Below are 24,826 nucleotides of genomic sequence, written 5' to 3'. Positions count from 1 at the left end.
GACAGGACGCTGGTTTGGGGATGATCGGCGCTAGATAATTCGGACGGGCTGATGAAGAGAATCCTTCTTGCAGAAGATGATAATGATATGCGGCGCTTTCTGGTCAAGGCACTGGAAAAGGCGGGGTACCACGTCACGCATTTCGACAACGGCGCCAGCGCCTATGACCGCTTGCGCGAAGAACCATTCTCGCTGCTTCTGACCGACATCGTGATGCCGGAAATGGATGGCATCGAGTTGGCGCGCCGCGCGTCGGAAATCGATCCTGATCTCAAGATCATGTTCATCACCGGCTTTGCCGCCGTGGCGTTGAATGCCGATTCGAAGGCACCGAAGGATGCGAAAGTGCTTTCCAAGCCTTTCCACCTGCGCGATCTCGTCAACGAAATCGAAAAAATGCTGGTGGCAGCCTAGAACGGCTGCGGCATTCTTTCGTTCTCCCATAGAAAGCCCGATAACTTCTTCTCAACGCTATTGACGGACACAATTCAATGTGGTGTATGCGCCCGGTCAGATGGGCGTGTAGCTCAGCGGGAGAGCACTACGTTGACATCGTAGGGGTCACAGGTTCAATCCCTGTCACGCCCACCATCTGAACCCTAGACACCGTAAGGGTTTTCTCAAAATCTCTGCTTCAAATACATAGTTCCCGCTAGGTTCAATGAACCTGAGGGGTGAAGAAGGCATGTCTGGAAGCTCTTGCGGCTTGAACCAGCGAGAACTTCGTAACGGTTTAAACAGGCGGTGAAGATGACTAAGGCCTTACGGATCACAAAAGCAGAGATTGCCAAAGCAGCCGCGATCGCCCGCGAGTATGGAGTGGCTATAAAGCTCAATACCGACGGTTCAATTTTGGTTTTCCCCGATTTCCACAGACCGACCGGGAGAGGTTGACGATAGCGAGGAAGCTGCTCTTGATCGCGAGTTGGAAGCTTTCAAGCTCAAGCACGGATATGCCTAATGATCGCAGTGGCACCTTTTCACGCCCTGTGGAAAGCGAACATCGAGACCGATGCGCAGTTGACGCGGTTGATCGGCTCTGCGAATTTGCCCTTGGGGGAAAAATCATGGCGATCGATTGGATTACAACGCTGCAGGAGCAAGCTGATTTTGCGACACAAATCGCAGAAGACGTGAACCAGACGCTCGATCTCCCCGATCTCACACCTGGCCAGGCATCCAGGCTTTATCGAACTGTTGAGCAAGGCGCTCAGACCTTCGATCGCATCATCGATGAAATGGAGCAGCACGATCTGGACGTAAGTCTTACTGCGGCAGCCGAGACGATCGCTGACGTGTGGACGAATCTTTCCGTGGCTACTGCGAACAAGGTTCGCGTTTTGCAGGGCTTGGCGCCCATCGAGTTTCCCCGCAGCAAAGACGAGGCGTAAGCGAATGGCCGCCCACCAGGCCGAACCATTCGATATCTACGTTCATTGGCTCCATGATGGCAAGCTCGGCTTTGGGGTGGTGCATTCGAGCGCAGTTTACGATGGAGTCGTGCCGGCGATAGGGGACATACTTGCGGTGAAATGGAACGATGATGGCGAGGACGATGTTCCGCCTCCCCATGATGCATGTCAGGTGGTGGAGCGCTACAACGTTGACAATGACCGGGGTATCTTCTGGCACATCGTCCTAAAGTCGGTCGAACTGCCGCCGGATCGTGCCGAGGCATTGGGCCTTGTACGGGAAGAAGGGTCTACGGCGTTGCGATAGCGTCTTGAGTGTGTAGACTAACGGCTCACCGAACTTTCCACACCCAATGGTATCAAATGACACACAAGAAAAACGTGTTTACTCGGCGCGAACTGCACGAGCTCGTTTGGTCGAAACCGCTTTCAGAGTTGGCACCTATTCTAGGCATTTCGGATCGTGGTTTAGCTAAGATATGCACGCGGCACCTGGTACCAAGCCCTCCCCGCGGCTACTGGGCGAAGCTAGAAGCTGGCCAGCCAGTTAAGATTACGCCACTTCGATCGGTCGGTCACAAACCTTTGGATCGAATTGAAATCATCTCAACATCAACGGATATTTCCGACGCTGCGAGGGCAACGATTCAAATGGAAGCGGCCGCACGGTTACAAGGTATCGACCAAGCAGTACTTCTCTCGCCAAACTCCACACAACCAAAGTTGAAGAGTGTCGGCAACACCATCGGAGCAAGTTTCATCCAGGGTCCAGTGGAAAGTGTTCACAAATCCTTACTTGCCACCGCCAAAGCGTTGCGCAAGGCCAAATCTGATGAATCAGGCGCAGTGCGAGCCACTAGCCTTGGTCAATGCGGGGTCATAGTTCACCAGGACCGGTCGAACGAGCAATCACTTTTCTCCACAATTTGGCAGTTCGACTAGATGAACGAAACCTGCCCATACGTCCAATGGGCGCAAGCATGCAGTAAAGGTCGGATCCGACGATGTGTCGTTCACGCTCTCTGAACGTACCCGGCGAGAGAAGCATGTGCCCACTGCCGAAGAGCGGGCGCTCTATGAGAAGCAGCAGGAAAAAAGGAACCGCGCAGCTGCTCGGCAGGATTGGGGCAGCTTATGGTCTCTCCCCCCATAAAGAGCCTTGAGAAGAAGATGATCGGATATACACCGGTGAGTTGGTATTAGGCATCGAAGGCCGATCATTTTGGTTTGCGAAAGACTTGGGCCGACGGAAAAACGCAAACAGTCGAAAGTATGATCGATAGCATTTTGGATGGTTTGTCGTTGATACTTTCCGGCGAAAAAGCAAGCCGTGAAAAAAGCGAAGAAGACGACCGCCAACGGAGGGATCTTGCGCGACGACGGCAACTGTTAAAGCTTAGACGCGAGCGGGAAGAAAAGCGGCTCGCCTACATGCAAGACCTTATGGACGCCGAACAGGAGGCGACATACATCCGCAACTGGCTCGCGTCTGTTCAAGAGCCCGATGCGTCGTCAGAATATGGACGCATGTTGGCATGGGCGAAAGACAAGCTGCATAACCTGGAAGCGGTCACTGACGCTGCAGTGGTTTGTGCCAAACTGCGGAAAGCGGAGTTGTTTCCGGAAGCCGACGATCTCCATGATCCACTTGGCGACCCTCCTGAAGGGGGTACTCTTATTGGTGATTGGATAGTAGGAACAATGATGACCGAATTTGCTGACTCGACCACACCGGAGCAAATGGCCAGACATTTTGATTGGTCACCTCGGAGAGTCAAAGCGTTGGCCAGTGCACCCGGTTCCGATCGTCTTATCCCCGAGGCATGGGAACAGTTATTGGCAGGATGCGTTGAACGTCCTTAGAGGAGGACGACCATGGTCCAACACAGACGGCTCAACGGATTGAAGCTCGCGTTTCGGAATTTGAAATACAACGTGTATCGCAGAAAACCCCCAACCTTACCGGCACCTCTTCATGGACCGGTATTGATTGTCGGATCTGCTCCGATAGCTAACAAGCCAGTCGGATTTGATGATCGCTTCAGCGTAATTACGATCAACGGTTCACAGATTGTGACCAAGAAATGGGGCATCGCTGTTCCGGATGTCACGTTTATCCAATCGCGGCAATTCGATGGAATGAATATGAATGCGCTTGAGGTCCGTCGCGTGCTCAAGGGAGAGCGGACACGGATGCTCTATGCCCTGCTTTGGCGGGAAGGTCTCGCCAAGTTGAATGAGAGGTTACAAAGCTTCGATTACCAATGTGACCGTGTCCATATCGTAAACCGGTATGAGCGCCTTGCGCTCACAAGAAACCTGGTCGGATCATGTGCAAATGAAATGGATGCCGAAACCAAAGTTTCAAATGGAATCATCGCCGTACTTTTTGCGATTCACAACCAAGCGACGGCAATTATCATTTCCGGTATCAATCCCGATTCAAGAGGTCATGTGTACAACGACGCCAACCTTGTCAGATTGCACGCCAAATTGGATCGGGAAATATTGGTTGACCTGCAGGAAAAAGGCTATCCACTGTACACCGCCGACCCGGAGGTTGCTAAATCAATCGGGTTGCCGCTTTGGGATGAACAGGCACTGGGAACATACAATTCACGCTACCCGTTGCATCATCCAAACCAATCGTCAGGGACCAGGTTTCTATCCGGTAAATCGGCCGGCGGAAGTGGCCTCTGAAACTGCAACGTCCCCTGCCCGATCGAAACCTGATATTATTGCCGCAAAGGAAGCGCCGCTTTTGCTCTGAATGTCGGAGGTGTGATGGTCAATCCTGCCGTCCTCATCGTGGTTGTCGCATTCAGCCGTGCTGATGACGGTAATCTTGTACCGGCATATGATCCGATGCAGTTCAATACCGAAGAAGATGCGACACGTATGGCCCGCTACCTAGCCGGAAATTGCGCTGGCGTCTTGGCATGGAGTCGTGATGCACGGCCTGAGACCGGGCGTATGGACCTCCGACGACTTTGTTTCAATCGGGCGACGTGCCGGAAATGGAATGACCGTGGAACTGTTCGAGGAAATGTAGAACGGCAGTCATCTGAGAGGGTGGTGAATGTACGTTTCGGTCGAGAAGAACTTTATCTTCGTCCACGTCGCCAAGACTGGTGGCCAGGCGTTGAAGCGGGCTTTGCGACCCTATGCCGTGCAGAAAGCCTCCGGCCAATGGCGGAGGCTCCTTTCGCATCTGCCGGTCCCAGAAGGCCCTGACATTCAGTTCGGCCCGCATGCCTCGATTCGCTGGGCAAAGCTAAAGCTGCCGCGCAACTTCTTCGACGGGGCCTTCAAATTCGGGCTGGTTCGCAACCCTTACGACCTCGCCGTCTCCCGATACGCTTTCGTTCGCGGCCAAGGCGACCACCACCGCCACGAGCACGCGCAGACGCAGAGTTTCCTCGATTTCCTTCGCCTGGAGCGCCGTCGAGCGTTGTGGCTCCCGCGCGATCAAAGCTCGATGTTGTGTGATTTCAGCGGTACCCTCGACAAGCAAGGCCGGGCTGTACTTGTAACTATGCTGCACACATGGAAGGCGCTTCAGGAGCGTTTCGGTACAAGGGATGGCGAAAGTATCACCAAAGAGGATTGTCGCGCTCACACAGCAGACAGGCGGCAAACTGGTATAGCTGATGGAACAATCCACACCGAACTAGGCCACCTTCGCACGGTGCTGGTTTGGGCGGAGAAGAATATGTTGATCGGCAAAGCTCCGGAGATCGAGCGGCCATCGAAGCCAGATCCAAAAGACCGCCACCTCACCCGAGAAGAAGCACAACGCATTCTCGAAGCGGCGAAGACCCCTCACCTGAAAACCGCAATCCACCTGATGCTTGGCACAGCAGCGCGGGTAACGGCTATTTTAGAATTGACATGGGATCGTGTGGATTTCGACAGACGTTTGATCTATCTGCGTGACCCTTCAGACAAGGTCAAGCGCAAGGGGCGTGCTATCGTGCCAATAAACGCGACGCTCCTCACGGCGCTCAGAGACGCCAAGGCAGGGGCTTTAACGGAATATGTGGTGGAATGGGCCGGGCAGCCGGTGAAGAGTCTCAAGCGCGGCATCGCGACCGCTGCAAACAATGCCGACGTCAAGGATGTATCCGCGCACGTATTCCGGCATACGGCTGCTGTGTGGATGGCTGAAGCTAGCGTGCCTATGGAAGAAATCAGCCAATATCTTGGACACAGCAATGTCGAGATCACGCGAAGGGTCTATGCCAGGTATTCTCCTGATCATCTTAGGAAAGCAGCTTCTGCCTCGAATTTGGCCTATACGTAGTTCCCTCTGGCACAGGTGAACCTGCAAGCAAGAACACAGGATGAACATGGCTCTGAAAACACCTTCTACGAAGCGCCCTCTTCCACATATTTCCTGATGTTCTGCGGCGAGCCAGTCGTTGACATCGTAGGGGTCACAGGTTCAATCCCTGTCACGCCCACCATCTGACCCTCAAAAATCATTCACTTAGCAACTCGATTTGGCCAACAATCAAGCGCAACTGCGAACTTGCACGCAAGAAGCGTGCGTTGGGCATGTTTTACAGCTGCGCGATAATATTTTCGGTCGCGTGCTTGCAGCCCGATAGGTACTCCGGATCGAAACTTCCGTAGGAATTTGCGGTCCGCTTCTCGTCGTGCCCGACCCATACGTCCCACTGCTCCTGCACCAGACAATTCAACGGGGGTAGAGACCACGCGCGGATTCGGGCAACAGATAAGCGCATCATGGCAAGGTTCTTTACCACAAATTGCCGTCATTGACTTGGAGGGCGCAATGAAGAGCGTTACGTTGATACCTTGCGATTTAATCGGATGCGATTTATATGTATTGCAGAGATTCCTTGAAAGGTTATGCCCATGCCCACCTCCCAAACTGCGAAGAGCCCGGATATGCCCACGCTCTCTTCCCCGCGGACCGACAGCAAGGGCCGAAAGCTTTCGAATTTTCTGTGCTTCGCGATCTACTCGGCAGACCTGGCCTTTGGTCGCGCGTACAAGCCAATCCTGGATGAGCTTGGCCTGACATACACCCAATATATCGCCATGGTGGCCCTCTCCGAGGAGGACGACCAGACCGTTGGGACGCTGGGCGAAAAGCTGTTTCTCGAATCCAACACGCTGACACCCATGCTCAAGAAGCTCGAGTCCCTAGGCTACGTCCGACGTCAACGCGATCCCGCCGACGAAAGGCAGGTCCGGGTGGGCTTGACTCCAGCCGGGCGCCGGCTTCTTGAAACGAATCCAGCCCTGTCGCTGGTCGACGCCACCGGGCTCGGAGAGGAATTTCCAGTAGTGCAGAAGTCCGTGGTGAGACTGCGCGACAACCTCCTGCGTGCCACCCGGGCTGAACCGGGGAAATCATGATTGTGCACCCAGCCATCCGAAGGTCCGCCGGTAAGGTAACGACGCGCCCATGATCGAGCTTCGGCGGCTGCTTTGCGCTGGCGCATGAAACCATGGCAAAGACCGCTGATAAACCCACCAGCAACGGGGCTTGCAAGAAAAGGCGCGCTGGTGAGTTCACATGCGGCAGCCAGGAGCCTATCGCTACTGGCGTAGCGGCCGGAATGCTGCCTTGAGGTCGGCAGAGATGAGCTCCGGCTGTTCCCACGCGGCGAAGTGCCCGCCTTTGTCGTGCTTGTTGTAAAAGATCAGTTTGGGATAGGCTTTGTCTAACCAACTCTTCGGGGCCGCATAGAGTTCGTCCGGAAAGACGCTCACGGCAACCGGGATGGTGACGTTCTTCGGCGCGAAAAAGGCGAACTTGTTCTCCCAATAGAGACGAGCCGAAGAAACCCCCGTATTCGTCAACCAGTAAAGCGTGATGTTGTCGAGGATTTCATCTCGCGTAAGGCCCTCTGGTTTACCGTCAAAGACACGTGCCATAAGCTCGTAACTGCGTATGTCGTGGTCGAGTATCCAGGCAGCGAGGCCCACTGGCGAGTCCGCGATCCCGTACAGCGTCTGCGGACGATTAGCCATCTCCTGGGCGTAGGCCAGGCCTTTTGTATAGAAGAAGGCGAGTTGATCGTAAGCATTCTTCTCTTCGGCCGAGAGGCCTTCCGGGGAAGGAGCCCCGGTGAAAGCCGCCTTGTCAATTTCGGGTGGAACAGCGGCGGGCATATTGGTGTGGATGCCGAGCAATCCAGGAGGCGCCTGTACACCCATCAGCTGGACGACGAGCGCACCCCAGTCGCCGCCCTGGGCGACGTAGCGGGTGTAACCAAGGCGCTTCATCAGTTCCACCCAGGCTTGGGCGATGCGCTCGGGCCCCCAGCCGGCGCTCGCCGGCTTTCCGGAAAAGCCGTAGCCCGGCATCGATGGAATAACGAGGTCGAACGAGTCTTCGGCCTTCCCGCCGTGCGCAGTTGGATCCGTCAGTGACCCGACGAGCTTGATCTCCTCAAGCACCGAGCCTGGCCAACCGTGCGAGACAATCATCGCAAGCGCATTGGGGTTCTTCGAGCGAACGTGGATGAAGTGAATGTCCAGGCCGTCGATGGTCGTCACGAACTGCGGCAAGGCGCTCAGCTGAGCTTCGACCTTACGCCAATCGTAGTCTGTCCCCCAATAGCGTGCGAGTTTTTGGATCATCGCGAGTTGAACGCCCTGCGAGGCATCCGCTTCCTGCTCGGGCCACCTCGTCGCGGCGATGCGTCGGCGGAGATCGTCGAGTTGCTCGTCCGGAACGTCTATTTTGAACGGGCGGATTTCGTCACCGGCGGCCGCCGCAGCCCGACTCTCAGGAATAAAGCTAGCGGCACCGGCCGCTGCAATTCCCATCGCGGCGGTGCTCAAGAACTGGCGCCGGTTCTGATTGATAACTTCGGAACCCGGTCGCGTTGGCGCTGAAGCCGCCGTTGGTAAAGCGAGTGAAGGGCCGCCCGTCAGCCAGGTGGAGCGCCGGTTTGGATTTTCATTATCTGCCATTGTAATGCTCCTGTTGGTCAGGCCAAAACAGAGAGACATGTTCCTGCAGGTGATGTGATATTGTTAAGCTGGTAGCATCTCGAATGCTCTTTGGATGTGGCCGTGCGACGCTGCACGCCGTGATGCTAGCAACAGGATTGAGCGGCGCGAGCGAGCAACGATAGTTCCGGATATGTGAGTGGGGCAAGTACGTAACGGTAACATCCGCTTATATTGCCTTGACGAATGTCTTCAATAAGCCAAAAGCGGTATTTCGAGCGCCGGACTGCCTCTATTGAACGATGACGCTTCAGGAAGTTCACTTGCCTCCAGCATCTCAGCGGCTTTGGCATACCCACCGCCCATTCCGTCCAGGAAATGCAAATGTGAATCCGGCCTTCCCGAAGGCACCAGACAGGTCATGAGCGCATGAGACTGTCGATGCAGTCCGAAGTTGATCTCGCCACGTGCCTTTGCCGCAACAAGCATGGCTTCAACTGTGTTGATTTGTTCACGTGTGCAGTCCAGCGTAAGACGCAAACCATCATCGTATTTGCGGAAATCCGAATTGGAGGCAACCTCCGACCAACTCTTCACATCTACATACTTTTCACCGTCTTTAGGAATGGCGATGCCCTTTGGAACTGGATGAGACTGACGTGGTCCGGCATCAAAGACGGCGAGCACACGCTTGGCCAACGCGGCAAAGATTTCGGGGCTCGTATTTTCATCAGGCTCGACCAGCAGCGATAGAATCTCGCCCTGCTGGCTGGGAAACGGGGTCCACTCACATGTAAGCCCGGTCAAGTCCGGCATCGCGGTATGCTTACCCGGCTTTACCAAGTACCGCCCCTTCTTGATCTGCTGCTCCGCCCATTTGAGTCCACCCCCGGCAAACATCGCATAGGTGACGTTTTCCGAGGCAGCGTACCGGGCAATTCTCACGTCGTATCCATTGGCACGTATTTCGCGCACGGACACCAGCCCAATTCGAAGAGCAAGATTAAGTTCGGTTCTTGCAAAGGTCGCGACCTGTCGCAACACCGAAGTCGCAGTCATGATGCCATGGGGCGGCAATGCAAATGCGGCCCCATCTCCGCGAAACACAAATGGGAAATCGAACGTACCCCAGGCATTGCCAAGAGCGGCGATTATGGACGCACCTGCATAGTTGACGTCTTCATAGCGCCCCGACTTGATCGCTGAAGTCGAGCTAACAACGTCCGTTACCCCGATGAGCCAATCATCGGGCAATGGCTCATACATGGCAGGGTCGAGCACAAGCGAAAACTCACTATATGCTTGACGGGGGTTTGTGTAGCTGTTGGCCATTGAGCGTTCTCCGGATCGGCGTACACCAGCAAATTTGGCTTCACGCCTTGCCAGTGGTGCGCGGGGTCTCCAATGCATCTCGTCCGAGGAGAGTTGGGTCTGCCCGTTCGGAACAGGCAGACCCAAGCGATCTCGCTCAGATGAGGTTGGTCACAACGTCAATGTTGCCGTGCGTGGCCTTGGAATATGGGCAGATGCCGTGTGCCGCATGGAGCAGTTCGCGCGCAATCTCGGGGTCGACGCCCGGCACGCTGACATTGAGGCGCGCGCGCAGGAAGTAGGAGCCGTCATCGACGTTCAGATCGATCTCGGCGTCGACCGCGAGACCCGCTGGAAGCTTGATGCTTCTCTGGCCGGCTGCGGCCTCGATCGCTCCCATGTAACAGGCCGACCAAGCGGCGCCGAAGAGGTTTTCGGCAGCCGGGTGCGGCTGCTTCAGCTTGAGCTCGAGCTGGCCGTCACTGCTGCGTGTTCCGCCATCGCGACCGTTCGTATTGTGAGTCTTACCGGTGAAAAGAACCTTCTCAGTCATAGCGAAATCCTTTCTGCTTGATTTCAATCGTGCCCGATTAATTCGGATGCGATCTAAATAGGGCATAAGGAATGCCTTGTCAATACCGTTGCGATTTAATCGTATGCGATTTATATTTATATCAGGTCACGTGGCACAATTCCCCAATACGCCATGGGTAGAATGGCCCGTACGATGGATCTACAATTCGGATTCCCGGGACAATGAGGGGCATCGAAAGACTGTCGGAAGCGTTATCCCGTATTCGTATCGCCAAGTTTCGCACCATTGTTCGAAAGCGACCATCGCCCACTTCAGCGCGGCAATCGCCGATCCGGATTCTAGATCGGGCATGGATTGCAGTATGGCTTACTTGTGCTCTCTATCAGGCAGTCCTGGCTTGGTTATTGGTCCTGTCCCCGATAACGTGCAGTTTCGAACAAAGATTCCAACCCCCTTCCCGAGGAGATTCGAGATGCAGCTTGGTATGATTGGATTGGGGCGCATGGGCAGCAATATGGCACAGCGCCTGATGACACATGGTCACGATTGTGTCGTGCATGACACCCGCGCCGAGAGCATGAACGCCCTGAAGCAACAGGGTGCCAAGGGAACGACATCCCTGGAAGAATTCGTGTCCTTGCTGGCAAAGCCCCGGGCGGTCTGGCTGATGCTGCCCGCCGCAGTCGTCGATATGGTTCTGGCCAAGCTGATCCCACTGCTCGACAAGGATGATATCGTCATCGACGGCGGCAATTCCTACTATCATGACGATATCAGGCGCAGTGGCGAGTTGAAATCACACGGCATTCATTATGTCGACGTCGGGACAAGTGGCGGTATTTTTGGTCTCGATCGCGGCTATTGCCTGATGATTGGCGGCGAAAAGGGAATCTTCCAACATCTCTCGCCAATCTTTGCCGCCCTTGCGCCAGGAAAAGGCAACATCCCCGTGACAGCCAGCCGAGCGGCAAAGGCCAGCGGCGACAGTACTGCCGATCAGGGCTATCTGCATTGCGGTCCGCATGGCGCCGGGCATTTCGTCAAGATGGTCCATAACGGTATCGAATACGGGCTGATGGCAGCCTACTCCGAGGGTCTGAATATCCTGCGCAATGCCGATATCGGCCTGCGCTCCCATGAAGCCGACGCGGAAACCACGCCGCTGCTGCATCCGGAACATTATCAGTATAATTTCGACCTGCCGGAGATCGCCGAGGTATGGCGCCGCGGCAGCGTGATCAGTTCATGGCTGCTCGACCTGACGGCCGACGCGCTCTATGAGGATCCCGCACTCGCGAGCTACGAAGGGCATGTCTCGGACTCCGGCGAAGGACGCTGGACGGTCATGGCAGCCATCGACGAGGCCGTGCCGACGCCTGTGCTCAGCGCCGCGCTGCAGGAACGCTTCAGTTCGCGCGGCAATGCCGAATTTGCCAACAAGATACTCTCCGCCATGCGAAGCGAATTTGGCGGGCATGTGGAAAAGAAGCCGCAGGGATAATGACGGTCTCAGATATTTCCCGGAGACAATTTTGCCTCCGGGTTTGATGGCCTGACGATCAATGCTGATGTCCGGCCTCGCTGTCGAGATGCGCCATCTGCGCTTCGGCATAGCGGGTACCCGATGCGGCGCCCTTGGGGACAGCCCTTTCGATGGCAGCCATATCGTCGGACGTCAGCGTGACGTCGAGTGCACCAAGCGCTTCGACCAGCCGGTCACGGCGGCGGGCACCGACCAGCGGAACGATGTCCTCGCCCTGTGCCGTAACCCAGGCGATGGCGATCTGCGCGACGGTAACACCCTTGGCTTGGGCAATTCTCTGCAAGGCCTCGACGAGGGCGAGGTTCCTGTCAAGATTTTCACCCTGGAAGCGCGGACTGTGCGCACGGTAATCACCGGGCCCGGCGCGGTCTTTCGTCCAGTGTCCGCTGATCAGGCCGCGTGAAAGCACGCCATAGGCAGTGATGCCGATGCCAAGCTCGCGGCAGGTTTCGAGAATGCCGTCTTCGATGCCGCGGGAAATCAGCGAATACTCTATCTGAAGGTCCACGATGGGATGAACGGCAACGGCCCGTCTGATGGTTTCCGAACCGACTTCCGACAGGCCGATATGCTTGACATAGCCAGCCTTGACCATGTCGGCGATTGCGCCAATGGTTTCTTCGATCGGCACATTGGGGTCGAGCCGAGCTGGACGGTATATGTCGATATAATCCACGCCGAGCCGCTTCAGCGAATAGGCAAGGAAATTCTTCGTGGCTTCAGGTCTCGCGTCAAAGCCGCTCCAGCCGCCGGCCGGATCGCGAAGCCCGCCGAATTTGACGCTGATGATGGCATCCTCACGCGTCTTGCCCTTTAGCGCCTCGGCGATCAGTAGCTCATTATGGCCGGAATCATAGAAATCACCGGTGTCGAGCAGCGTGACCCCCGCTTCGAGCGCGGCATGAATCGTGGCTATGCTTTCCGTCTGGTTGGAGGGGCCATAGATCGCCGACATGCCCATGCAGCCGAGCCCCAGTTCAGAAACGCGCGGTCCGGTAGCGCCTAATTGACGATATTGCATTCTCAAAGCTCCTTGGGCTTTCATTGGGAAGGCTTGTTCGAGACACAATATAAAAGAACTTTGTTTGTGCGATAATCAGCTCTATTGTGCACGGGTTGTTCGGAAATATGCACAATGATCGATCCAGACCTTTCAGACCTTGGCGCTTTGGTTGCTGTTGCACAGGCGCGCAACTTTCGCGCCGCAGCGGCGCTTCGCGGCGTCTCGGCTTCTTCGTTGAGTGAGGCCATTCGCCGGCTGGAAACCCGGGTTGGTGTTCGGCTGCTGAACCGGACTACACGCAGCGTCACGCCGACTGAAGCTGGAGTGCAGCTGCTCGAAAGGCTGACCCCGGCGCTCGGCGATATTGCCGGTGCGCTGGATGCGCTGAACCGTTTTCGCGACAGCCCAACAGGAACACTAAAGCTCAATGTGCCGACGATCGCCGCACAGAGGATTCTGTCGCCCATCATCAACCGGTTTCTTGCGGCACATCCCGGAATCACACTCGAGATTTCCGCCACGGATAGTTTCATCGATGTGCTTGCAGCGGGTTTCGATGCAGGCATTCGCTACGATGAAAGCATCGAGCGCGACATGATCGCCATCCCGATCGGACCGCGCACCCAGCGCTTCGTGGTCGGCGCAGCGCCATCCTATCTTGCCGAGCATGGGATACCCGAGCACCCGCATGATCTCGTCAATCATGCCTGCATTCGCCATCGTTTCGCCAGTGGCGTCATTCCGTCGTGGGAGTTCGAGCGCGACGGAAAGACGATCAAGATAACCCCTAAAGGACCATTGATTGCTTCCACCGCAGAACTTGGGGTTGGCGCAGCTGTCGCGGGCCTCGGACTGATTCACATATTCGAGGAATACTTGAGCGACGCGTTCCAAAGCGGCGATCTGGTCCCGGTTCTGACCGAGTGGTGGCAGAGCTTCACCGGACCTCGCCTTTATTATCCCAGCCGCACGCACATGCCGGTGCCGCTGCGGGCTTTCGTCGATTTCATCAAGAGCCCCGCAGAACGTGCCGCGCAGGAACACCTTACGCCCTTGCATCCATCGTCTCGCTGTGCCATGACGCGCCTCCCTTGACGAGGGCGAGCCTTGCGTCACCCGTGCAGGCAACAACTCGATCTCTGAAATTCACTGGATAGAAGGAGCGCTGCGATGGCTCAGGCGCTGGGTTTCGACTTTGGCACGACCAATACAGTCATGGCATTGGCCGATGGGGTAACGACGCACTCCATGGCCTTCACCAGCGCAGCCGGCACGGCCGATAGCATGCGCACCGCCCTGTCCTTCATGAAGGACCCGCTCGCCGGAGCCTCAGCCCTGAAGGTGGAGGCCGGACATGCGGCTATCCGCCAATTTATTGACCATCCTGGCGAGTGCCGTTTCCTGCAATCGATCAAGACGTTTGCCGCAAGCGCCCTCTTCCAGGGTACCTTGATCTTCGCCAAGCGGCAGACCTTCGAGGACCTGATGGAAATCTTCCTGCGGCGCATCCGGACCTATGCCGGCGATAGCTGGCCGTCAGACGTCAGCCGCATCGTCACTGGCCGCCCGGTACACTTCGCCGGTGCCAATCCTGATCCGGCACTGGCGACCGAACGCTACAATGAGGCACTAACGCGTTTCGGCTTTCCGGAAATCCATTTCGTCTATGAACCTGTCGCCGCTGCGTTCTATTTCGCCCAGAACCTCAAATCAGACGCCACAGTGCTCGTGGCCGACTTCGGCGGCGGAACGACCGACTATTCGATCATCCGCTTCGAAACCTCGGGCGGCAAGCTCCGCGCGACGCCCATCGGCCATTCCGGCGTTGGCGTTGCAGGCGACCATTTCGATTACCGCATGATCGACCAGATCGTGGCGCCGCAGATCGGCAAGGGCAGCTTCTTCAGGAGTTTCGACAAGACGCTGGAAGTTCCGGCTTCCTGGTATGCCAATTTCGGCCGCTGGAACCAGCTCTCCATCTTCAAGACCTCAAAGGAATTTACGGCACTGAAGAAGCTGGTGCGCGACAGCTTGGAGCCGGAGAAGCTGGAAATCTTCGTCGATCTGGTCGATCACGATGAGGGCTACCCGCTCTATCAGGCTGTCTCGGCAACGAAGATCGCGCTGTCATCTGCCGATGAAGCCGAGTTCAACTTTGCGCCGCTCGGGCGTGGCGGCCGCAAGACGATCCGCCGCGCAGAATTTGAAAGCTGGATCGAAGGCGATCTGGCACGGATCGAAGGCGCACTGGATGATGTGCTGCAAAAGACAGGCACCCTGCCCGGGCAGATCGACAAGATATTCCTGACCGGGGGCACCTCCTTCGTACCAGCCGTGCGGCGCATCTTCACCGAGCGCTTCGATCACGGCCGCATCGAAAGCGGCGGCGAACTGCTCTCCATCGCCCATGGTCTCGCGCTCATTGGCGAGCGCGACGACATTACCCAATGGACCGCGTGAGGATGTAAGGGAATTGGCAACGACACCCTGCCGTTGGCAAGGGATGACATTCGGGGCATAACCGGCTATCGAACAGCCGCAAGAGTTCGAAGAAGCATTCGGAAAGCTGAAGATCATGAAAGAAGCGATTACGCTCAAGCAATTGAAGACGGCGGTCGGCACCGAGATCGGCTGTTCGGAGTGGCGCGTCGTCAGCCAGGAGATGATCAACCAGTTTGCCGATGCCACCGACGACCATCAGTTCATCCACACGGATCCGGAACGCGCCGAGAAGGAAACGCCTTTTGGCGGTACCATTGCGCATGGCTTCCTGACCATCTCGCTCCTTTCGACCCTGGCCTATGAAGCGCTGCCGATGATCGAAGGCGCGACGATGGGCATCAATTACGGTTTCGACAAGGTGCGCTTCATGGCACCGGTCAAATCCGGCAAGCGTGTGCGCGCCCATTTCAAGCTGGTCGATGCCGATATCCGCCCTTCCGGCCGTGTTCTCAACAATTATGAAGTAACGCTCGAGATCGAAGGTTCGCTCAAGCCGGCGTTGGTTGCCAACTGGCTTACCATTGCAGTGCTGGAACATCCGCCCGAAATGGAATGAGCAGTGGCGGCGTCAGGCCGCTTGCACGACCCTGCCTGCCTCATCAAGCGGAGCGGCGCTGGTGTGGTAAGTGGTCACCAGATCCCTGAACGCAAACGGCCCCTGGACGAACATGCCCATATCGTACGGATTGCGTACTTGTGCGCCCTTGAGAAACAAAAGGTGCATCTTGAAAAAATTCTTCCTGGCGAGCGCATAGCGCTTCGCGCTGTGAATATGTTTGAAGCGAATCCGACGGATGATCAGCTTACCCCGCGGCTTGATACCAAGTGCCGCTGCCGGATCTGATTTATAGAAATGAACGATATCGGTAATCGTCTGGAATTCCGCCCAGAGAACCGGGCTTTCCTGGCATACAACCCGTACGTCCTCGCGCAATCCGGTGGCACGCGGATGAAAGGCTATCATCAACAGACAGGACCCTGCCGCCAGCAGTGACACCGGCTTGCGCCTGAGAAGTTCCGGATCGCTGCGCCAGACATCGGCAATGGCTTCCACCGCGGGAACCGTGCCAAGGCTGTGCCCGATGATGACGACCTCATCCGCATCGCTCGTCCGCAGTTTCTCCGCCAAATGATCCGCAAAGGCTTGCCGGCGCTGCAACAGGCTCGGATTGCGGCGGTGAATTCGGTCCGAGGCAGCCGCCCAGTCATCGAGCAGATAGGAGAAGAAGACTTTGTCGCCCGGCCAGCGAACGAGCAGGCGGCCGAGAGCCAACGCAAGCGGAACGGTCCAGAGAAGATGGAGGGCGCCATAACCTGCAAACAGCGGAAAGAGACCGACGCCAATTGTGACCAGTGAAATGAAACAGGCGAGAGCGAAGGGCCACATGAAGAAGATGCAAAAACGCCAGCTTGTGCGAAGATAACGCCAGAACGTGCCGGTCAGGAGGATATCGAGAAACGCCACCAGTCCCGTAGCAAACCGCGTGGCAACGTTCCGCGCTGCATAGGCGTCGAAAATATCGGCGCCACCATACTGGCAAAATGCCGTTTTTGTCTGCCAGTTGGCGCCGCTTGTCTCGATCTGCATGGTAGCGATGTTCGGCCCCTCTGGCACCATTGGCCCGGCGCGGGTTTTCGCATGCCACAGACTGTTGAAATCGGCGGAACTGTTCAGGTAGCGCCCGCGAACCGCATCGGGATGCAATCCCTCATAGCCGGTAAAGTTGATCACCAGGCGTTTTTTGACAGCCATTTAAGTCTCTATGTTCAGAAATGCACAGCACAATTGGTGCCGCTTCTTATCTCCCTCCTTGTGGAGGAGAAAGGGTTTTCTTGAATTTGGCCCTTGCTAGTTCCTTGGAAAATTCAAGAGAGGGATCGTTTCGAGACGGCAAGTCCCCATTCTTGCGATTTGTCACGGGCTTTCTGCTCCTGAAAATTCACCCCCACCCGCAGCTTCGCTGCGGGTGGGGGTGGAACAGCCATCTCGAAAATAATCCCGCCAACTTATCCAACACCCGCGGACCTCGTTTATTCTATCCCGGTCCTTTCCACGGGGAACTGCTTCCGGAGCCGTTCGAAGCGGGGAGAGGACCGGCGCCTCCGATGGCGGGTAACGGACAAGCCACACCCGGTTCTTTGAAACGTTAGAGCGCTAAATCGAAGCCTGTTCTAGACAGTGACGTCCCGTGCCGACTCTTGAAGAAAAGCGTAGGCATAAGTGGAGAACGACCGCCAGCATTCGACTCGGAAGCTGTTTTCGCCAGTGCGCCACAGGACGATCTCGATCTTGCCGAGAACGGTTCGGGACGCTGCCCCTACCGGAAAGGCTTTGAGCGACAGGTCCTGCGGGCATCCTCCATTGACAACCGCATCTGCACCCTTGCCGGAAATGATGATACCGACATTGCGATGCGAAATATCGACCGCCGAGTGCAGCACCTTTACCGCGGCAAGATCAGCGGTGAGGCTGCTATCCGCATTGTCGATGATCAGCCATTCGTCTGGACCGATCCACATGGCGGTGCGACTGCCATTCGTAACCGTTGATTTCGGCTTCACTGGCAGATTAAGCCCCAGAGCCTTGGAGAGCACGGAAATCGCATCAAGCCTGGCGCGGAGTGAAACGCGTGTCGCATTGTCGGCCAAGGCGACCGATACGGAACCTGCCTGCAGCGGATGCAACCGGGTTGCATGGGAAATCTCAACCATTCAAACGCTCTCCCTTTTCGTCGAAGAACACCGTTCCGGTTACTTCCACTTCGATCACTCCATTCGGCATCGGCACAAAGAGCGTCTCGCCAAGGCGTTTTGTTCCATCGATCACCAGCGCCATGGCGATGGAGCGGCCGCAATTTTCCGACCAGTAGGACGATGTCACGTGACCGATCATGGTCATCGGCACCGGCTGGTTCGGATTGGCAACGATCTGCGCACCCTCTTCCAGCACGACTTTCGGATCCACGGTCTTCAGGCCGACAAGCTGCTTGCGGCCATCTGCCACCAGATCGCGGCGTAAGAGACCGCGAATGCCGACATAGTCCGTCTTGTTCTTGCCGATGGCCCAGGTCAGTCCCGCATCCTGCGGCGTTACCGTGCCATCCGTGTCCTGACCGACGATGATGTAGCCCTTCTCGGCGCGCAGGACATGCATCGCTTCGGTACCATAGGGCGTCAGGCCAAGCGGCTTGCCGCTCGCGTACACGGCCTCCCAAACGGCTTGACCGTAATCGGCCGGCACGTTGATTTCGTAGCCCGCCTCGCCGGTAAACGACATCCGGAACAGCCGTGTCGGCACGCCGCAGATCTTGCCTTCCCGCACACTCATATGCGGCATGGCCTCGTTTGACATGTCGATGCCTTCGACCAGCGGCGCAATGATTTCGCGGGCCTTCGGACCCTGCACGGCAATCACCGCCCATTGTTCGGTCGTCGAGGTCAGCCAGACATTGAGATGCGGGAATTCGGTCTGGAGATAGTCTTCCATGTGATGCATGACGCGCGGCGCGCCGCCGGTCGTCGTCGTCACGTGGAAACGATCCTCGGCAAGCCTGCCGACGACACCGTCATCGTAGATGAACCCGTCTTCGCGCAGCATGATACCGTAACGGCAACGGCCGACGCCGAGCTTTTCCCAGGGGTTGGTATAGAGGAGCTCCAGGAACTTCGCCGCATCCGGCCCGACCACTTCGATCTTGCCGAGCGTTGACGCATCGAAAATACCGGCCTGATTGCGTACAGCGACGCATTCGCGGTTGACTGCCGCATGCATGTCTTCGCCCGCCTGCGGGTAGTACCATGCGCGTTTCCACTGCCCGACATCCTCGAAGGCCGCGCCCTGTGCCACATGCCAGGCATGCATTGGCGTGCGCCGCGTCGGATCGAAAAGGTCATGCCGCGCGTGGTTGACGATCGCGCCGAATGTGACCGGCGTGAACGGCGCGCGGAATGTCGTCAGGCCAACGGCCGGTATTGGCCGGTTCAGCGCTTCGGCGGCAATCGCAAGGCCATGCAGATTGGACGTCTTGCCCTGGTCTGTCGCCATACCGTTTGTCGTGAAGCGCTTGACGTGTTCGATCGAGTGCATGCCTTCACGTACGGCGAGCCGCACGTCCTTGGCCGTCACGTCATTCTGGAAATCGACAAAGGCCTTGACGGTCGTGTCCGCGCCGGCGCCGGGTGCCGAGCCGATCATGCCGCCGACCCAGTCCGTGCCGCCAGTCGCAGAAATGGATTTGGCTTTGCCGCCGGCCGCGAAAGCCTCATCCAGCGTTGCTTGCAGGCCATCTGTGCCGTTGCAACCCCCAATGGAAACGCAATCCTGCGCATAGGTGCCAGGCAGGAAACGTTCGTTTTCCGCATCCCACGCGACCTTGCCGCGTGATTGCGAAAACAGATGCACCGACGGCGTCCAGCCTCCGGACATGATCAGTGCATCAATGGCGACCTTGCGCTCATTGCCGCCCCGGCTTGGCTGGATCGACATCGAAGAAACGCGGCGTTTGCCGCCTGCACTATAGACAGCATGGCCAGTCAGAACCTCGATGCCAAGCGAGCGGGCTTCTTCGATGACCGGAGATGATGGATTGTCCCGCGTATCGACAATCACCGGCACATCAACACCGGCGCGCTTCAGATCGATCGCCGCGGCATAGGCGGAATCATTGGAGGTATAGACACCGACCTTCCGGCCAATCGCAACACCATACTGATTGAGGAACATGCGGGCGGCCGAAGCAAGCATGACGCCGGGGCGATCATTATTGGCAAAGACCATGTGCCGTTCGATAGCGCCGGTGGCGAGAACCACCTTTTTCGCCCGAACCTGCCAAAGCCGTTCGCGCGGCATGTCAGAGCCCGGATTGCTGAGATGGTCGCTGATACGCTCGACCAGACCAACGAAATTCTGCGCGTAGTAGCCAAAAGCGGTGGTTCTGCTCAGGACAGTAACGTTGTCCATCGACCGCAATTTCGCGATCGTCGCAGTTGCCCATTCATAGCCCGAAACGCCGTCAATAGTGACATCGCTTTCGTAGCGCAATGCGCCGCCGGCTTCAGATTGCTCGTCGCAAAGAATGACCTTGGCACCGGTCGATGCAGCGCTGAGCGCTGCGGCAAGACCTGCGGCGCCCGCGCCGACAATGAGCACATCGCAATGGGCGAAGCGGTTTGAATAGCGATCCGTGTCCGGCTCGCCAGGAACAACACCAAGACCTGCTGCAGCGCGGATCTTCGGCTCGTAGATCGTCTTCCAGGCAAATTTCGGCCACATGAACGTCTTGTAGTAGAAGCCTGCCGGCAGCATCGGCGAAAAGACATCATTGACGGCACCGATATCGAAGGTCAGCGATGGCCAGCGGTTCTGTGACTTGACCTTCAGCCCGTCATAGATTTCCTGCACGGTCGCACGCACATTTGGCTGCTTGCGCGACTTGTCGCGCTCGATATCGACCAGCGCATTCGGCTCTTCGCTGCCTGCCGACAGGATACCGCGCGGACGGTGATATTTGAACGAGCGCCCGACCAGGTGAATACCGTTGGCAAGCAGCGCCGAGGCCAGCGTGTCGCCCTCAAGGCCGGTCAGGTTCTGCCCGTCAAATGTGAAACGAACGGTTTTCGCCGGAGTCAATCGGCCTGCGCCAGCAATACGGTTGCTTCCGGAATGAATAGCAGTGCTCATGGGCTCACACCTCCGCTTTCTTGGCGCGGGGCGCGCGTTTCATTGCTGGCACTTCAAGCGGTTCTTGTGCAGTTGGCCGCGAGAGCATCTCCACGTTCGGGCGCGGCTCACCGGCTTTGTAGACCGTCAGGAACTTGTCCGAGACAGAATCGCGTACGGCGTTGAAGAACCGTCCGCAGCCATGAATATGCCGCCAGCGTTCGAATTGCAGCCCTTTCGGGTTCTGCCGGAAATAGAGATAGGCAGCGAAATCGTCGTCGGACTGTTCGACGATCGAGGCGGCACGCACAAGATGCGCTTCACCCGCATTGCGGAATTCCAGTTCCGGGCGCTCTTCTTCACAGTAAGGGCATTTGATGAGAAGCATCGTCTTCGTCTCGTTTCTTGAATTCAGTGCGCGACAGCCGCCGCAGCGGCTTCGTCGATCAGGCGGCCGGTGGTAAAGCGCTCGATGGTGAATGGCGCATTGATCCGGTGCGGTTCGTCGCGAGCAATCGTATGGGCAAATACATTGCCCGAGCCCGGCGTTGCCTTGAAACCGCCCGTTCCCCAGCCGCAATTGACATAGAGACCCGGCACAGGCGTCTTGGCCAGGATCGGCGAGCGGTCCGGCGTCACGTCGACGATACCGCCCCAGGAGCGCAGCATCTTCAATCGTGTCAGGACCGGGAACATCTCGCAGATCGCGTCGAGCGTATGATTGATGATGTGGAGGCCGCCGGTCTGCGAATAGGACGTGTACTGGTCGGTGCCAGCACCGATCACCATCTCACCCTTGTCGGACTGCGAGATATAGGCATGGACCGTGTTCGACATGATCACGCAGGGGATCAGCGGCTTGACCGGCTCCGAGACCAGTGCCTGCAGCGGATAGCTTTCGAGCGGCATGCGCACGCCGGCCATGTTCATGATGACCGACGTATGGCCGGCAGCGACGACGCCGACTTTCTTGGCGTTGATCGGGCCGCGATTGGTATCCACACCGATGACGGCGCCATTGGCAGCGCGGCGAATGCCCGTGACCTCGCAATTCTGAATGATATGCACGCCGCGATCGGCCGCAGCACGGGCATAGCCCCAGGCGACGGCATCGTGTCGGGCAGTGCCGCCGCGCCGTTGCAGGGCCGCACCGATGATCGGATAGCGGGCGTCTGCCGAGAGATTGATCGGCGGGCAGAATTCTTTTACCTGCTCGGGCGTCAGCCATTCATTGTCGATGCCATTCAGGCGGTTCGCATGGATGTGGCGCTTGAACACCTGAACGTCGTGAATATTATGCGCCAGCATCATCACGCCGCGCGCCGAATACATCACGTTGTAGTTGAGATCCTGGCTCAAGCCCTCCCAGAGCTTCACCGCATGTTCGTAGATGCCAGCAGATTCGTCATAGAGGTAGTTGGAGCGGATAATGGTGGTGTTGCGGCCGGTATTGCCGCCGCCGAGCCAGCCCTTTTCGAGCACAGCGACGTTGGTGATGCCGTGTTCCTTGGCGAGGTAATAGGCGGTCGCCAGGCCATGTCCACCTGCGCCGACAATGATGACATCATATTCCGATTTGGGTTCGGGTGATGCCCATTGCTGCTCCCAGCCTTTGTGAGCACGCAGGGCTTCGCGGGCCAGAGCAAACACCGAATATTTCCGCATTACCTATTCCTTTGCGAACCAGTTGGGCCTTCGCAGAGCGATTGTTCAGAGATTTTCACAAGACCCTGTTCAGAAATCGACATCGATTTTATGACCGGGAACCTTGCTTTTATGCATCAGTATCCCATCCGTCCAAAGGTCTTTTGCCATTTTGCGACGGAGATTGGCGCTCCGTGCCGGTTAATCTAAAAATTACCGGAGCAGCGATCTGCCTGCTGCAAGAATATCAGCCATTTTGCTCGCCAGTACCATGGACATTCGCTCAACTTTCTGATAATGGCCACGACAGTTTGCGATGGATGACCGTCGCGAAGTCTGGTTTGTTGACCCAACGTCAAGGATTTGGGTATCGGCAGCCGGGCTCAACGAAATTCTAAGAGATACAGGATAAAACGTGCAGGTACTCGTACGCGAAAACAATGTTGATCAGGCTCTCCGCGTTCTCAAGAAGAAGATGCAGCGCGAAGGCATGTTCCGCGAAATGAAGATGCATGATCATTATGAGAAGCCCTCGATCAAGCGCGCCCGCCAGAAGGCGGAAGCAATCAGCCGCGCCCGCAAGCTTGCCCGCAAGCAGGCTCAGCGCGAAGGCCTTCTGCCAATGCCGGCTCGCAAGGCTCCGGTCCGCGCCTCAGCGGCTCGTTGATCTGCATTTTATCGACGCCTTGACCCGAGTTCGGGGTGGAGTGGCTTGTGCCACACCGCCCTGTTTTCGTTTGGTGCCATCGGAACAATAGGGCTTGCAAAGCTCTTCGTTGTACGGGACACATGAACTATGACACATTCAGTTGAAATGGCCTCATATCGCGAACCTCGATCGACTTTAAAATCGGCTCGCTTTACAGGATTACTGATTGCATCCGTTCTTGCTTTGGCCGTCGCTGGATGCCAGAGCACCTCGACCACCGATATGACCGGTATCGACAAGGCACAAGGCTCGACCGAGAATATCAGTTCGCTCAACGAAGTCATTCGCAACAATCCCAAAGATCCAGAAGCCTACAATGTTCGTGGCTCCGCCTTTGGCCGTGCAGGTCGCAACAATGATGCGATCAAGGATTTCAACACTGCACTGCAGCTGAACCCGAATTTCTATCAGGCCTACGCCAATCGGGCGCTCGTCTATCGCAATATGGGCAACACTGCCCAGGCGGTCGCAGACTACAGCAAGGCCATACAGCTCAATCCGCAGTACGATGCCGCCTATATCGGCCGGGGTAATCTTTACCGTCAGGCAGGCCAGTTGGACCAGGCCATGAACGACTTCAACCAGGCCATCCAGCTCAACACCACCGACCCGCGCGCTTATCACAATCGCGGCCTGATCTATCAGGCGCGCAACCAGCACAAGCAGGCGATCGAGGATTTCTCGACAGCGATTTCGCTACAGCCGGATGCGGCCGAGCCCTATAACGGACGTGGCATTTCCTATGTTGCCCTCGGCGACGACGACAACGCCTTCGATGACTTCAACACAGCGATCAAACTGGACGGCACGATTGCCGAAGGCTGGGCCAACCAGGCGCTGATCTATGAACATCGTGGTGATAAAGCGCGTGCGGCAAAGTCCTATGCGAAGGCTGTGCAGCTTGATCCCAAATACAAACCAGCTCTCGATGGTCTCACCCGCACCCGCAAAACTTCTTGATGAGCCATGGGCAAGCGCTTTGTCGTTGTCCTGGCCCATCCTCTCAAGGATAGTCTTTGCGCGCATTTGACGGCGTTAACTGCTTCTTTGATCGGCGAGGCCGGGCACGATCTGCAAATCCTCGATCTATATGAGCGGGATTTCGATCCCCGCCTCTCATCAAACGAGCGGCGAAGCTATTATGCGACTGAACATGATTCCACTGCGATCGCCGAATACGCAGACCTACTTCAGACGGCAGATGTGCTCGTCCTCATTTTTCCCACATGGTGGTTCGGGCTTCCGGCGATACTCAAAGGCTGGATAGATCGGGTTTTTGCTCCGGGTATTGCCTACGACCATGCGCCGGATTTTGGCCGCATGGTCCCAAGACTTACCAAGCTGCAATCCTGCCTTGCTATCACGACGCTCGGCTCGCCCTGGTGGATAGACTGGCTCATCATGTTTCGACCGGTTCGCCGCATACTTTCACGCGCCATTATCGGCACGTGCGCCCCAACGGCCCGTTTTTCCATGCTTTCACTATACAATACGGAAAAGATTTCCATCGGCAGATTGGCGGCTTTTGAGAGAATGCTGACGCAGAAATTGCAAAAACTGATCTGAATAAAAAAG

At 56.8% G+C, this 24,826-nt stretch carries 24 protein-coding genes and 1 tRNA gene; 16 read left to right on the top strand and 9 right to left on the bottom strand.

Annotation, left to right across the window (positions count from 1 at the left end; all coding sequences use genetic code 11):
• Positions 1–51 precede the first annotated feature (51 nt).
• The 9 genes from cpdR (at position 52) to BLM14_RS02865 (ending at position 6,800) form a co-directional block, all read left to right on the top strand.
• On the top strand, positions 52–414 hold the full coding sequence (cpdR, locus tag BLM14_RS02920) for a cell cycle two-component system response regulator CpdR (RefSeq protein ID WP_008124673.1): 363 nt from the start codon (positions 52–54) through the stop codon (positions 412–414).
• A 102-nt stretch (positions 415–516) separates the two neighbouring features.
• Positions 517–591: transfer RNA gene (locus tag BLM14_RS02915), tRNA-Val, on the top strand.
• 476 nt (positions 592–1,067) lie between these two features.
• Entirely contained in the window at positions 1,068–1,391 is a 324-nt protein-coding gene (locus BLM14_RS02905) for a hypothetical protein (protein ID WP_099998009.1), read from the top strand.
• Positions 1,392–1,395: 4 nt separating this feature from the next.
• Complete coding sequence (locus tag BLM14_RS02900) at positions 1,396–1,719, top strand: hypothetical protein (protein ID WP_099998008.1); 324 nt, start codon at positions 1,396–1,398, stop codon at positions 1,717–1,719.
• Between the two features lie 56 nt (positions 1,720–1,775).
• Complete coding sequence (locus BLM14_RS30845; protein WP_133123983.1) at positions 1,776–2,354, top strand: hypothetical protein; 579 nt, start codon at positions 1,776–1,778, stop codon at positions 2,352–2,354.
• A gap of 330 nt (positions 2,355–2,684) precedes the next feature.
• A complete protein-coding gene (locus BLM14_RS02890) occupies positions 2,685–3,275 on the top strand; it encodes a hypothetical protein (protein WP_099998006.1) in 591 nt (196 codons plus the stop codon).
• Between the two features lie 12 nt (positions 3,276–3,287).
• Positions 3,288–4,112 (top strand): membrane-anchored protein, encoded by an 825-nt coding sequence (locus tag BLM14_RS02885; protein ID WP_237143444.1) that lies wholly within the window; start codon positions 3,288–3,290, stop codon positions 4,110–4,112.
• 379 nt (positions 4,113–4,491) lie between these two features.
• On the top strand, positions 4,492–5,715 hold the full coding sequence (locus BLM14_RS02875; protein WP_108724321.1) for a tyrosine-type recombinase/integrase: 1,224 nt from the start codon (positions 4,492–4,494) through the stop codon (positions 5,713–5,715).
• Positions 5,716–6,326: 611 nt separating this feature from the next.
• Positions 6,327–6,800 carry a MarR family winged helix-turn-helix transcriptional regulator gene (locus BLM14_RS02865; protein WP_237143443.1) on the top strand — a complete coding sequence of 158 codons (474 nt, stop codon included), beginning with the start codon at positions 6,327–6,329 and terminating at the stop codon, positions 6,798–6,800.
• Between the two features lie 183 nt (positions 6,801–6,983).
• Here BLM14_RS02865 and BLM14_RS02860 read toward each other — a convergent pair whose 3' ends face one another.
• From BLM14_RS02860 to BLM14_RS02850, 3 genes are all read right to left on the bottom strand, one after another.
• Complete coding sequence (locus BLM14_RS02860; RefSeq protein ID WP_100000997.1) at positions 6,984–8,219, bottom strand: epoxide hydrolase family protein; 1,236 nt, start codon at positions 8,217–8,219, stop codon at positions 6,984–6,986.
• A 378-nt stretch (positions 8,220–8,597) separates the two neighbouring features.
• On the bottom strand, positions 8,598–9,677 hold the full coding sequence (locus BLM14_RS02855) for a DUF3095 family protein (RefSeq protein WP_099998004.1): 1,080 nt from the start codon (positions 9,675–9,677) through the stop codon (positions 8,598–8,600).
• Between the two features lie 136 nt (positions 9,678–9,813).
• Positions 9,814–10,209: an Ohr family peroxiredoxin gene (locus BLM14_RS02850; RefSeq protein WP_099998003.1), complete on the bottom strand. Its 396-nt coding sequence runs from the start codon at positions 10,207–10,209 to the stop codon at positions 9,814–9,816.
• Positions 10,210–10,663: 454 nt separating this feature from the next.
• Here BLM14_RS02850 and gnd point away from each other — a divergent pair, with 454 nt between their 5' ends.
• Positions 10,664–11,692: a phosphogluconate dehydrogenase (NAD(+)-dependent, decarboxylating) gene (gene gnd, locus BLM14_RS02845; protein WP_099998002.1), complete on the top strand. Its 1,029-nt coding sequence runs from the start codon at positions 10,664–10,666 to the stop codon at positions 11,690–11,692.
• 58 nt (positions 11,693–11,750) lie between these two features.
• On the opposite strand, the gene BLM14_RS02840 is transcribed toward gnd, so the two are convergent.
• Positions 11,751–12,755, bottom strand: a complete 1,005-nt coding sequence (locus tag BLM14_RS02840) for an aldo/keto reductase (protein ID WP_099998001.1) — start codon at positions 12,753–12,755, stop codon at positions 11,751–11,753.
• 114 nt (positions 12,756–12,869) lie between these two features.
• On the opposite strand from BLM14_RS02840, the gene BLM14_RS02835 reads away from it, so the two are divergent.
• The 3 genes from BLM14_RS02835 (at position 12,870) to BLM14_RS02825 (ending at position 15,795) form a co-directional block, all read left to right on the top strand.
• On the top strand, positions 12,870–13,832 hold the full coding sequence (locus tag BLM14_RS02835; RefSeq protein WP_099998000.1) for a LysR family transcriptional regulator: 963 nt from the start codon (positions 12,870–12,872) through the stop codon (positions 13,830–13,832).
• A 75-nt stretch (positions 13,833–13,907) separates the two neighbouring features.
• On the top strand, positions 13,908–15,197 hold the full coding sequence (locus BLM14_RS02830) for an Hsp70 family protein (protein ID WP_099997999.1): 1,290 nt from the start codon (positions 13,908–13,910) through the stop codon (positions 15,195–15,197).
• A gap of 115 nt (positions 15,198–15,312) precedes the next feature.
• The gene (locus BLM14_RS02825) at positions 15,313–15,795 is read left to right on the top strand and encodes a MaoC family dehydratase (RefSeq protein WP_099997998.1); all 483 of its coding nucleotides are present in this window, start codon (positions 15,313–15,315) and stop codon (positions 15,793–15,795) included.
• Positions 15,796–15,807: 12 nt separating this feature from the next.
• Here the strand turns inward: BLM14_RS02825 and BLM14_RS02820 are convergent, their stop codons facing one another.
• From BLM14_RS02820 to BLM14_RS02800, 5 genes are all read right to left on the bottom strand, one after another.
• A complete protein-coding gene (locus BLM14_RS02820; RefSeq protein ID WP_099997997.1) occupies positions 15,808–16,992 on the bottom strand; it encodes an alpha/beta hydrolase in 1,185 nt (394 codons plus the stop codon).
• 419 nt (positions 16,993–17,411) lie between these two features.
• Complete coding sequence (locus BLM14_RS02815) at positions 17,412–17,951, bottom strand: sarcosine oxidase subunit gamma (protein WP_099997996.1); 540 nt, start codon at positions 17,949–17,951, stop codon at positions 17,412–17,414.
• Positions 17,944–20,919: a sarcosine oxidase subunit alpha gene (locus tag BLM14_RS02810; RefSeq protein WP_162293131.1), complete on the bottom strand. Its 2,976-nt coding sequence runs from the start codon at positions 20,917–20,919 to the stop codon at positions 17,944–17,946. The genes BLM14_RS02815 and BLM14_RS02810 overlap by 8 nt, the downstream gene beginning before the upstream one ends.
• A 4-nt stretch (positions 20,920–20,923) precedes the next feature.
• The gene (locus BLM14_RS02805) at positions 20,924–21,286 is read right to left on the bottom strand and encodes a sarcosine oxidase subunit delta (protein ID WP_099997995.1); all 363 of its coding nucleotides are present in this window, start codon (positions 21,284–21,286) and stop codon (positions 20,924–20,926) included.
• A 23-nt stretch (positions 21,287–21,309) separates the two neighbouring features.
• Positions 21,310–22,563, bottom strand: coding sequence for a sarcosine oxidase subunit beta (locus tag BLM14_RS02800; RefSeq protein ID WP_099997994.1), 1,254 nt, complete (start codon positions 22,561–22,563; stop codon positions 21,310–21,312).
• Between the two features lie 394 nt (positions 22,564–22,957).
• Between BLM14_RS02800 and rpsU the strand changes: the two genes are divergently transcribed.
• The 3 genes from rpsU (at position 22,958) to BLM14_RS02785 (ending at position 24,817) form a co-directional block, all read left to right on the top strand.
• A complete protein-coding gene (rpsU, locus tag BLM14_RS02795; RefSeq protein ID WP_099997993.1) occupies positions 22,958–23,209 on the top strand; it encodes a 30S ribosomal protein S21 in 252 nt (83 codons plus the stop codon).
• Between the two features lie 147 nt (positions 23,210–23,356).
• Complete coding sequence (locus tag BLM14_RS02790) at positions 23,357–24,211, top strand: tetratricopeptide repeat protein (protein WP_237143510.1); 855 nt, start codon at positions 23,357–23,359, stop codon at positions 24,209–24,211.
• Positions 24,212–24,217: 6 nt separating this feature from the next.
• Complete coding sequence (locus BLM14_RS02785) at positions 24,218–24,817, top strand: NAD(P)H-dependent oxidoreductase (protein WP_099997991.1); 600 nt, start codon at positions 24,218–24,220, stop codon at positions 24,815–24,817.
• Positions 24,818–24,826: the final 9 nt, after the last annotated feature.

This window comes from Phyllobacterium zundukense, assembly GCF_002764115.1.
In the GTDB taxonomy this organism is placed as follows: Bacteria; Pseudomonadota; Alphaproteobacteria; order Rhizobiales; family Rhizobiaceae; genus Phyllobacterium; species Phyllobacterium zundukense.
Note: the sequence above shows the minus strand (reverse complement) of the source record. Positions and strands in the feature narration are given on the sequence as shown.

Coding starts and splice junctions, on each gene's coding strand:
- BLM14_RS02800 (WP_099997994.1), bottom strand. CDS start 22,563: ATGCGGAAATATTCGGTGTTTGCTCTGGCCCGCGAAGCCCTGCGTGCT.
- BLM14_RS02835 (WP_099998000.1), top strand. CDS start 12,870: ATGATCGATCCAGACCTTTCAGACCTTGGCGCTTTGGTTGCTGTTGCA.
- BLM14_RS02875 (WP_108724321.1), top strand. CDS start 4,492: ATGTACGTTTCGGTCGAGAAGAACTTTATCTTCGTCCACGTCGCCAAG.
- BLM14_RS02855 (WP_099998004.1), bottom strand. CDS start 9,677: ATGGCCAACAGCTACACAAACCCCCGTCAAGCATATAGTGAGTTTTCG.
- BLM14_RS02860 (WP_100000997.1), bottom strand. CDS start 8,219: ATGGGAATTGCAGCGGCCGGTGCCGCTAGCTTTATTCCTGAGAGTCGG.
- gnd (WP_099998002.1), top strand. CDS start 10,664: ATGCAGCTTGGTATGATTGGATTGGGGCGCATGGGCAGCAATATGGCA.
- BLM14_RS02820 (WP_099997997.1), bottom strand. CDS start 16,992: ATGGCTGTCAAAAAACGCCTGGTGATCAACTTTACCGGCTATGAGGGA.
- BLM14_RS30845 (WP_133123983.1), top strand. CDS start 1,776: ATGACACACAAGAAAAACGTGTTTACTCGGCGCGAACTGCACGAGCTC.
- BLM14_RS02840 (WP_099998001.1), bottom strand. CDS start 12,755: ATGCAATATCGTCAATTAGGCGCTACCGGACCGCGCGTTTCTGAACTG.
- BLM14_RS02890 (WP_099998006.1), top strand. CDS start 2,685: ATGATCGATAGCATTTTGGATGGTTTGTCGTTGATACTTTCCGGCGAA.
- BLM14_RS02785 (WP_099997991.1), top strand. CDS start 24,218: ATGGGCAAGCGCTTTGTCGTTGTCCTGGCCCATCCTCTCAAGGATAGT.
- BLM14_RS02900 (WP_099998008.1), top strand. CDS start 1,396: ATGGCCGCCCACCAGGCCGAACCATTCGATATCTACGTTCATTGGCTC.
- cpdR (WP_008124673.1), top strand. CDS start 52: ATGAAGAGAATCCTTCTTGCAGAAGATGATAATGATATGCGGCGCTTT.
- BLM14_RS02885 (WP_237143444.1), top strand. CDS start 3,288: ATGGTCCAACACAGACGGCTCAACGGATTGAAGCTCGCGTTTCGGAAT.
- BLM14_RS02865 (WP_237143443.1), top strand. CDS start 6,327: ATGCCCACGCTCTCTTCCCCGCGGACCGACAGCAAGGGCCGAAAGCTT.
- BLM14_RS02810 (WP_162293131.1), bottom strand. CDS start 20,919: ATGAGCACTGCTATTCATTCCGGAAGCAACCGTATTGCTGGCGCAGGC.
- BLM14_RS02825 (WP_099997998.1), top strand. CDS start 15,313: ATGAAAGAAGCGATTACGCTCAAGCAATTGAAGACGGCGGTCGGCACC.
- BLM14_RS02850 (WP_099998003.1), bottom strand. CDS start 10,209: ATGACTGAGAAGGTTCTTTTCACCGGTAAGACTCACAATACGAACGGT.
- BLM14_RS02790 (WP_237143510.1), top strand. CDS start 23,357: ATGGCCTCATATCGCGAACCTCGATCGACTTTAAAATCGGCTCGCTTT.
- BLM14_RS02815 (WP_099997996.1), bottom strand. CDS start 17,951: ATGGTTGAGATTTCCCATGCAACCCGGTTGCATCCGCTGCAGGCAGGT.
- BLM14_RS02805 (WP_099997995.1), bottom strand. CDS start 21,286: ATGCTTCTCATCAAATGCCCTTACTGTGAAGAAGAGCGCCCGGAACTG.
- BLM14_RS02830 (WP_099997999.1), top strand. CDS start 13,908: ATGGCTCAGGCGCTGGGTTTCGACTTTGGCACGACCAATACAGTCATG.
- BLM14_RS02905 (WP_099998009.1), top strand. CDS start 1,068: ATGGCGATCGATTGGATTACAACGCTGCAGGAGCAAGCTGATTTTGCG.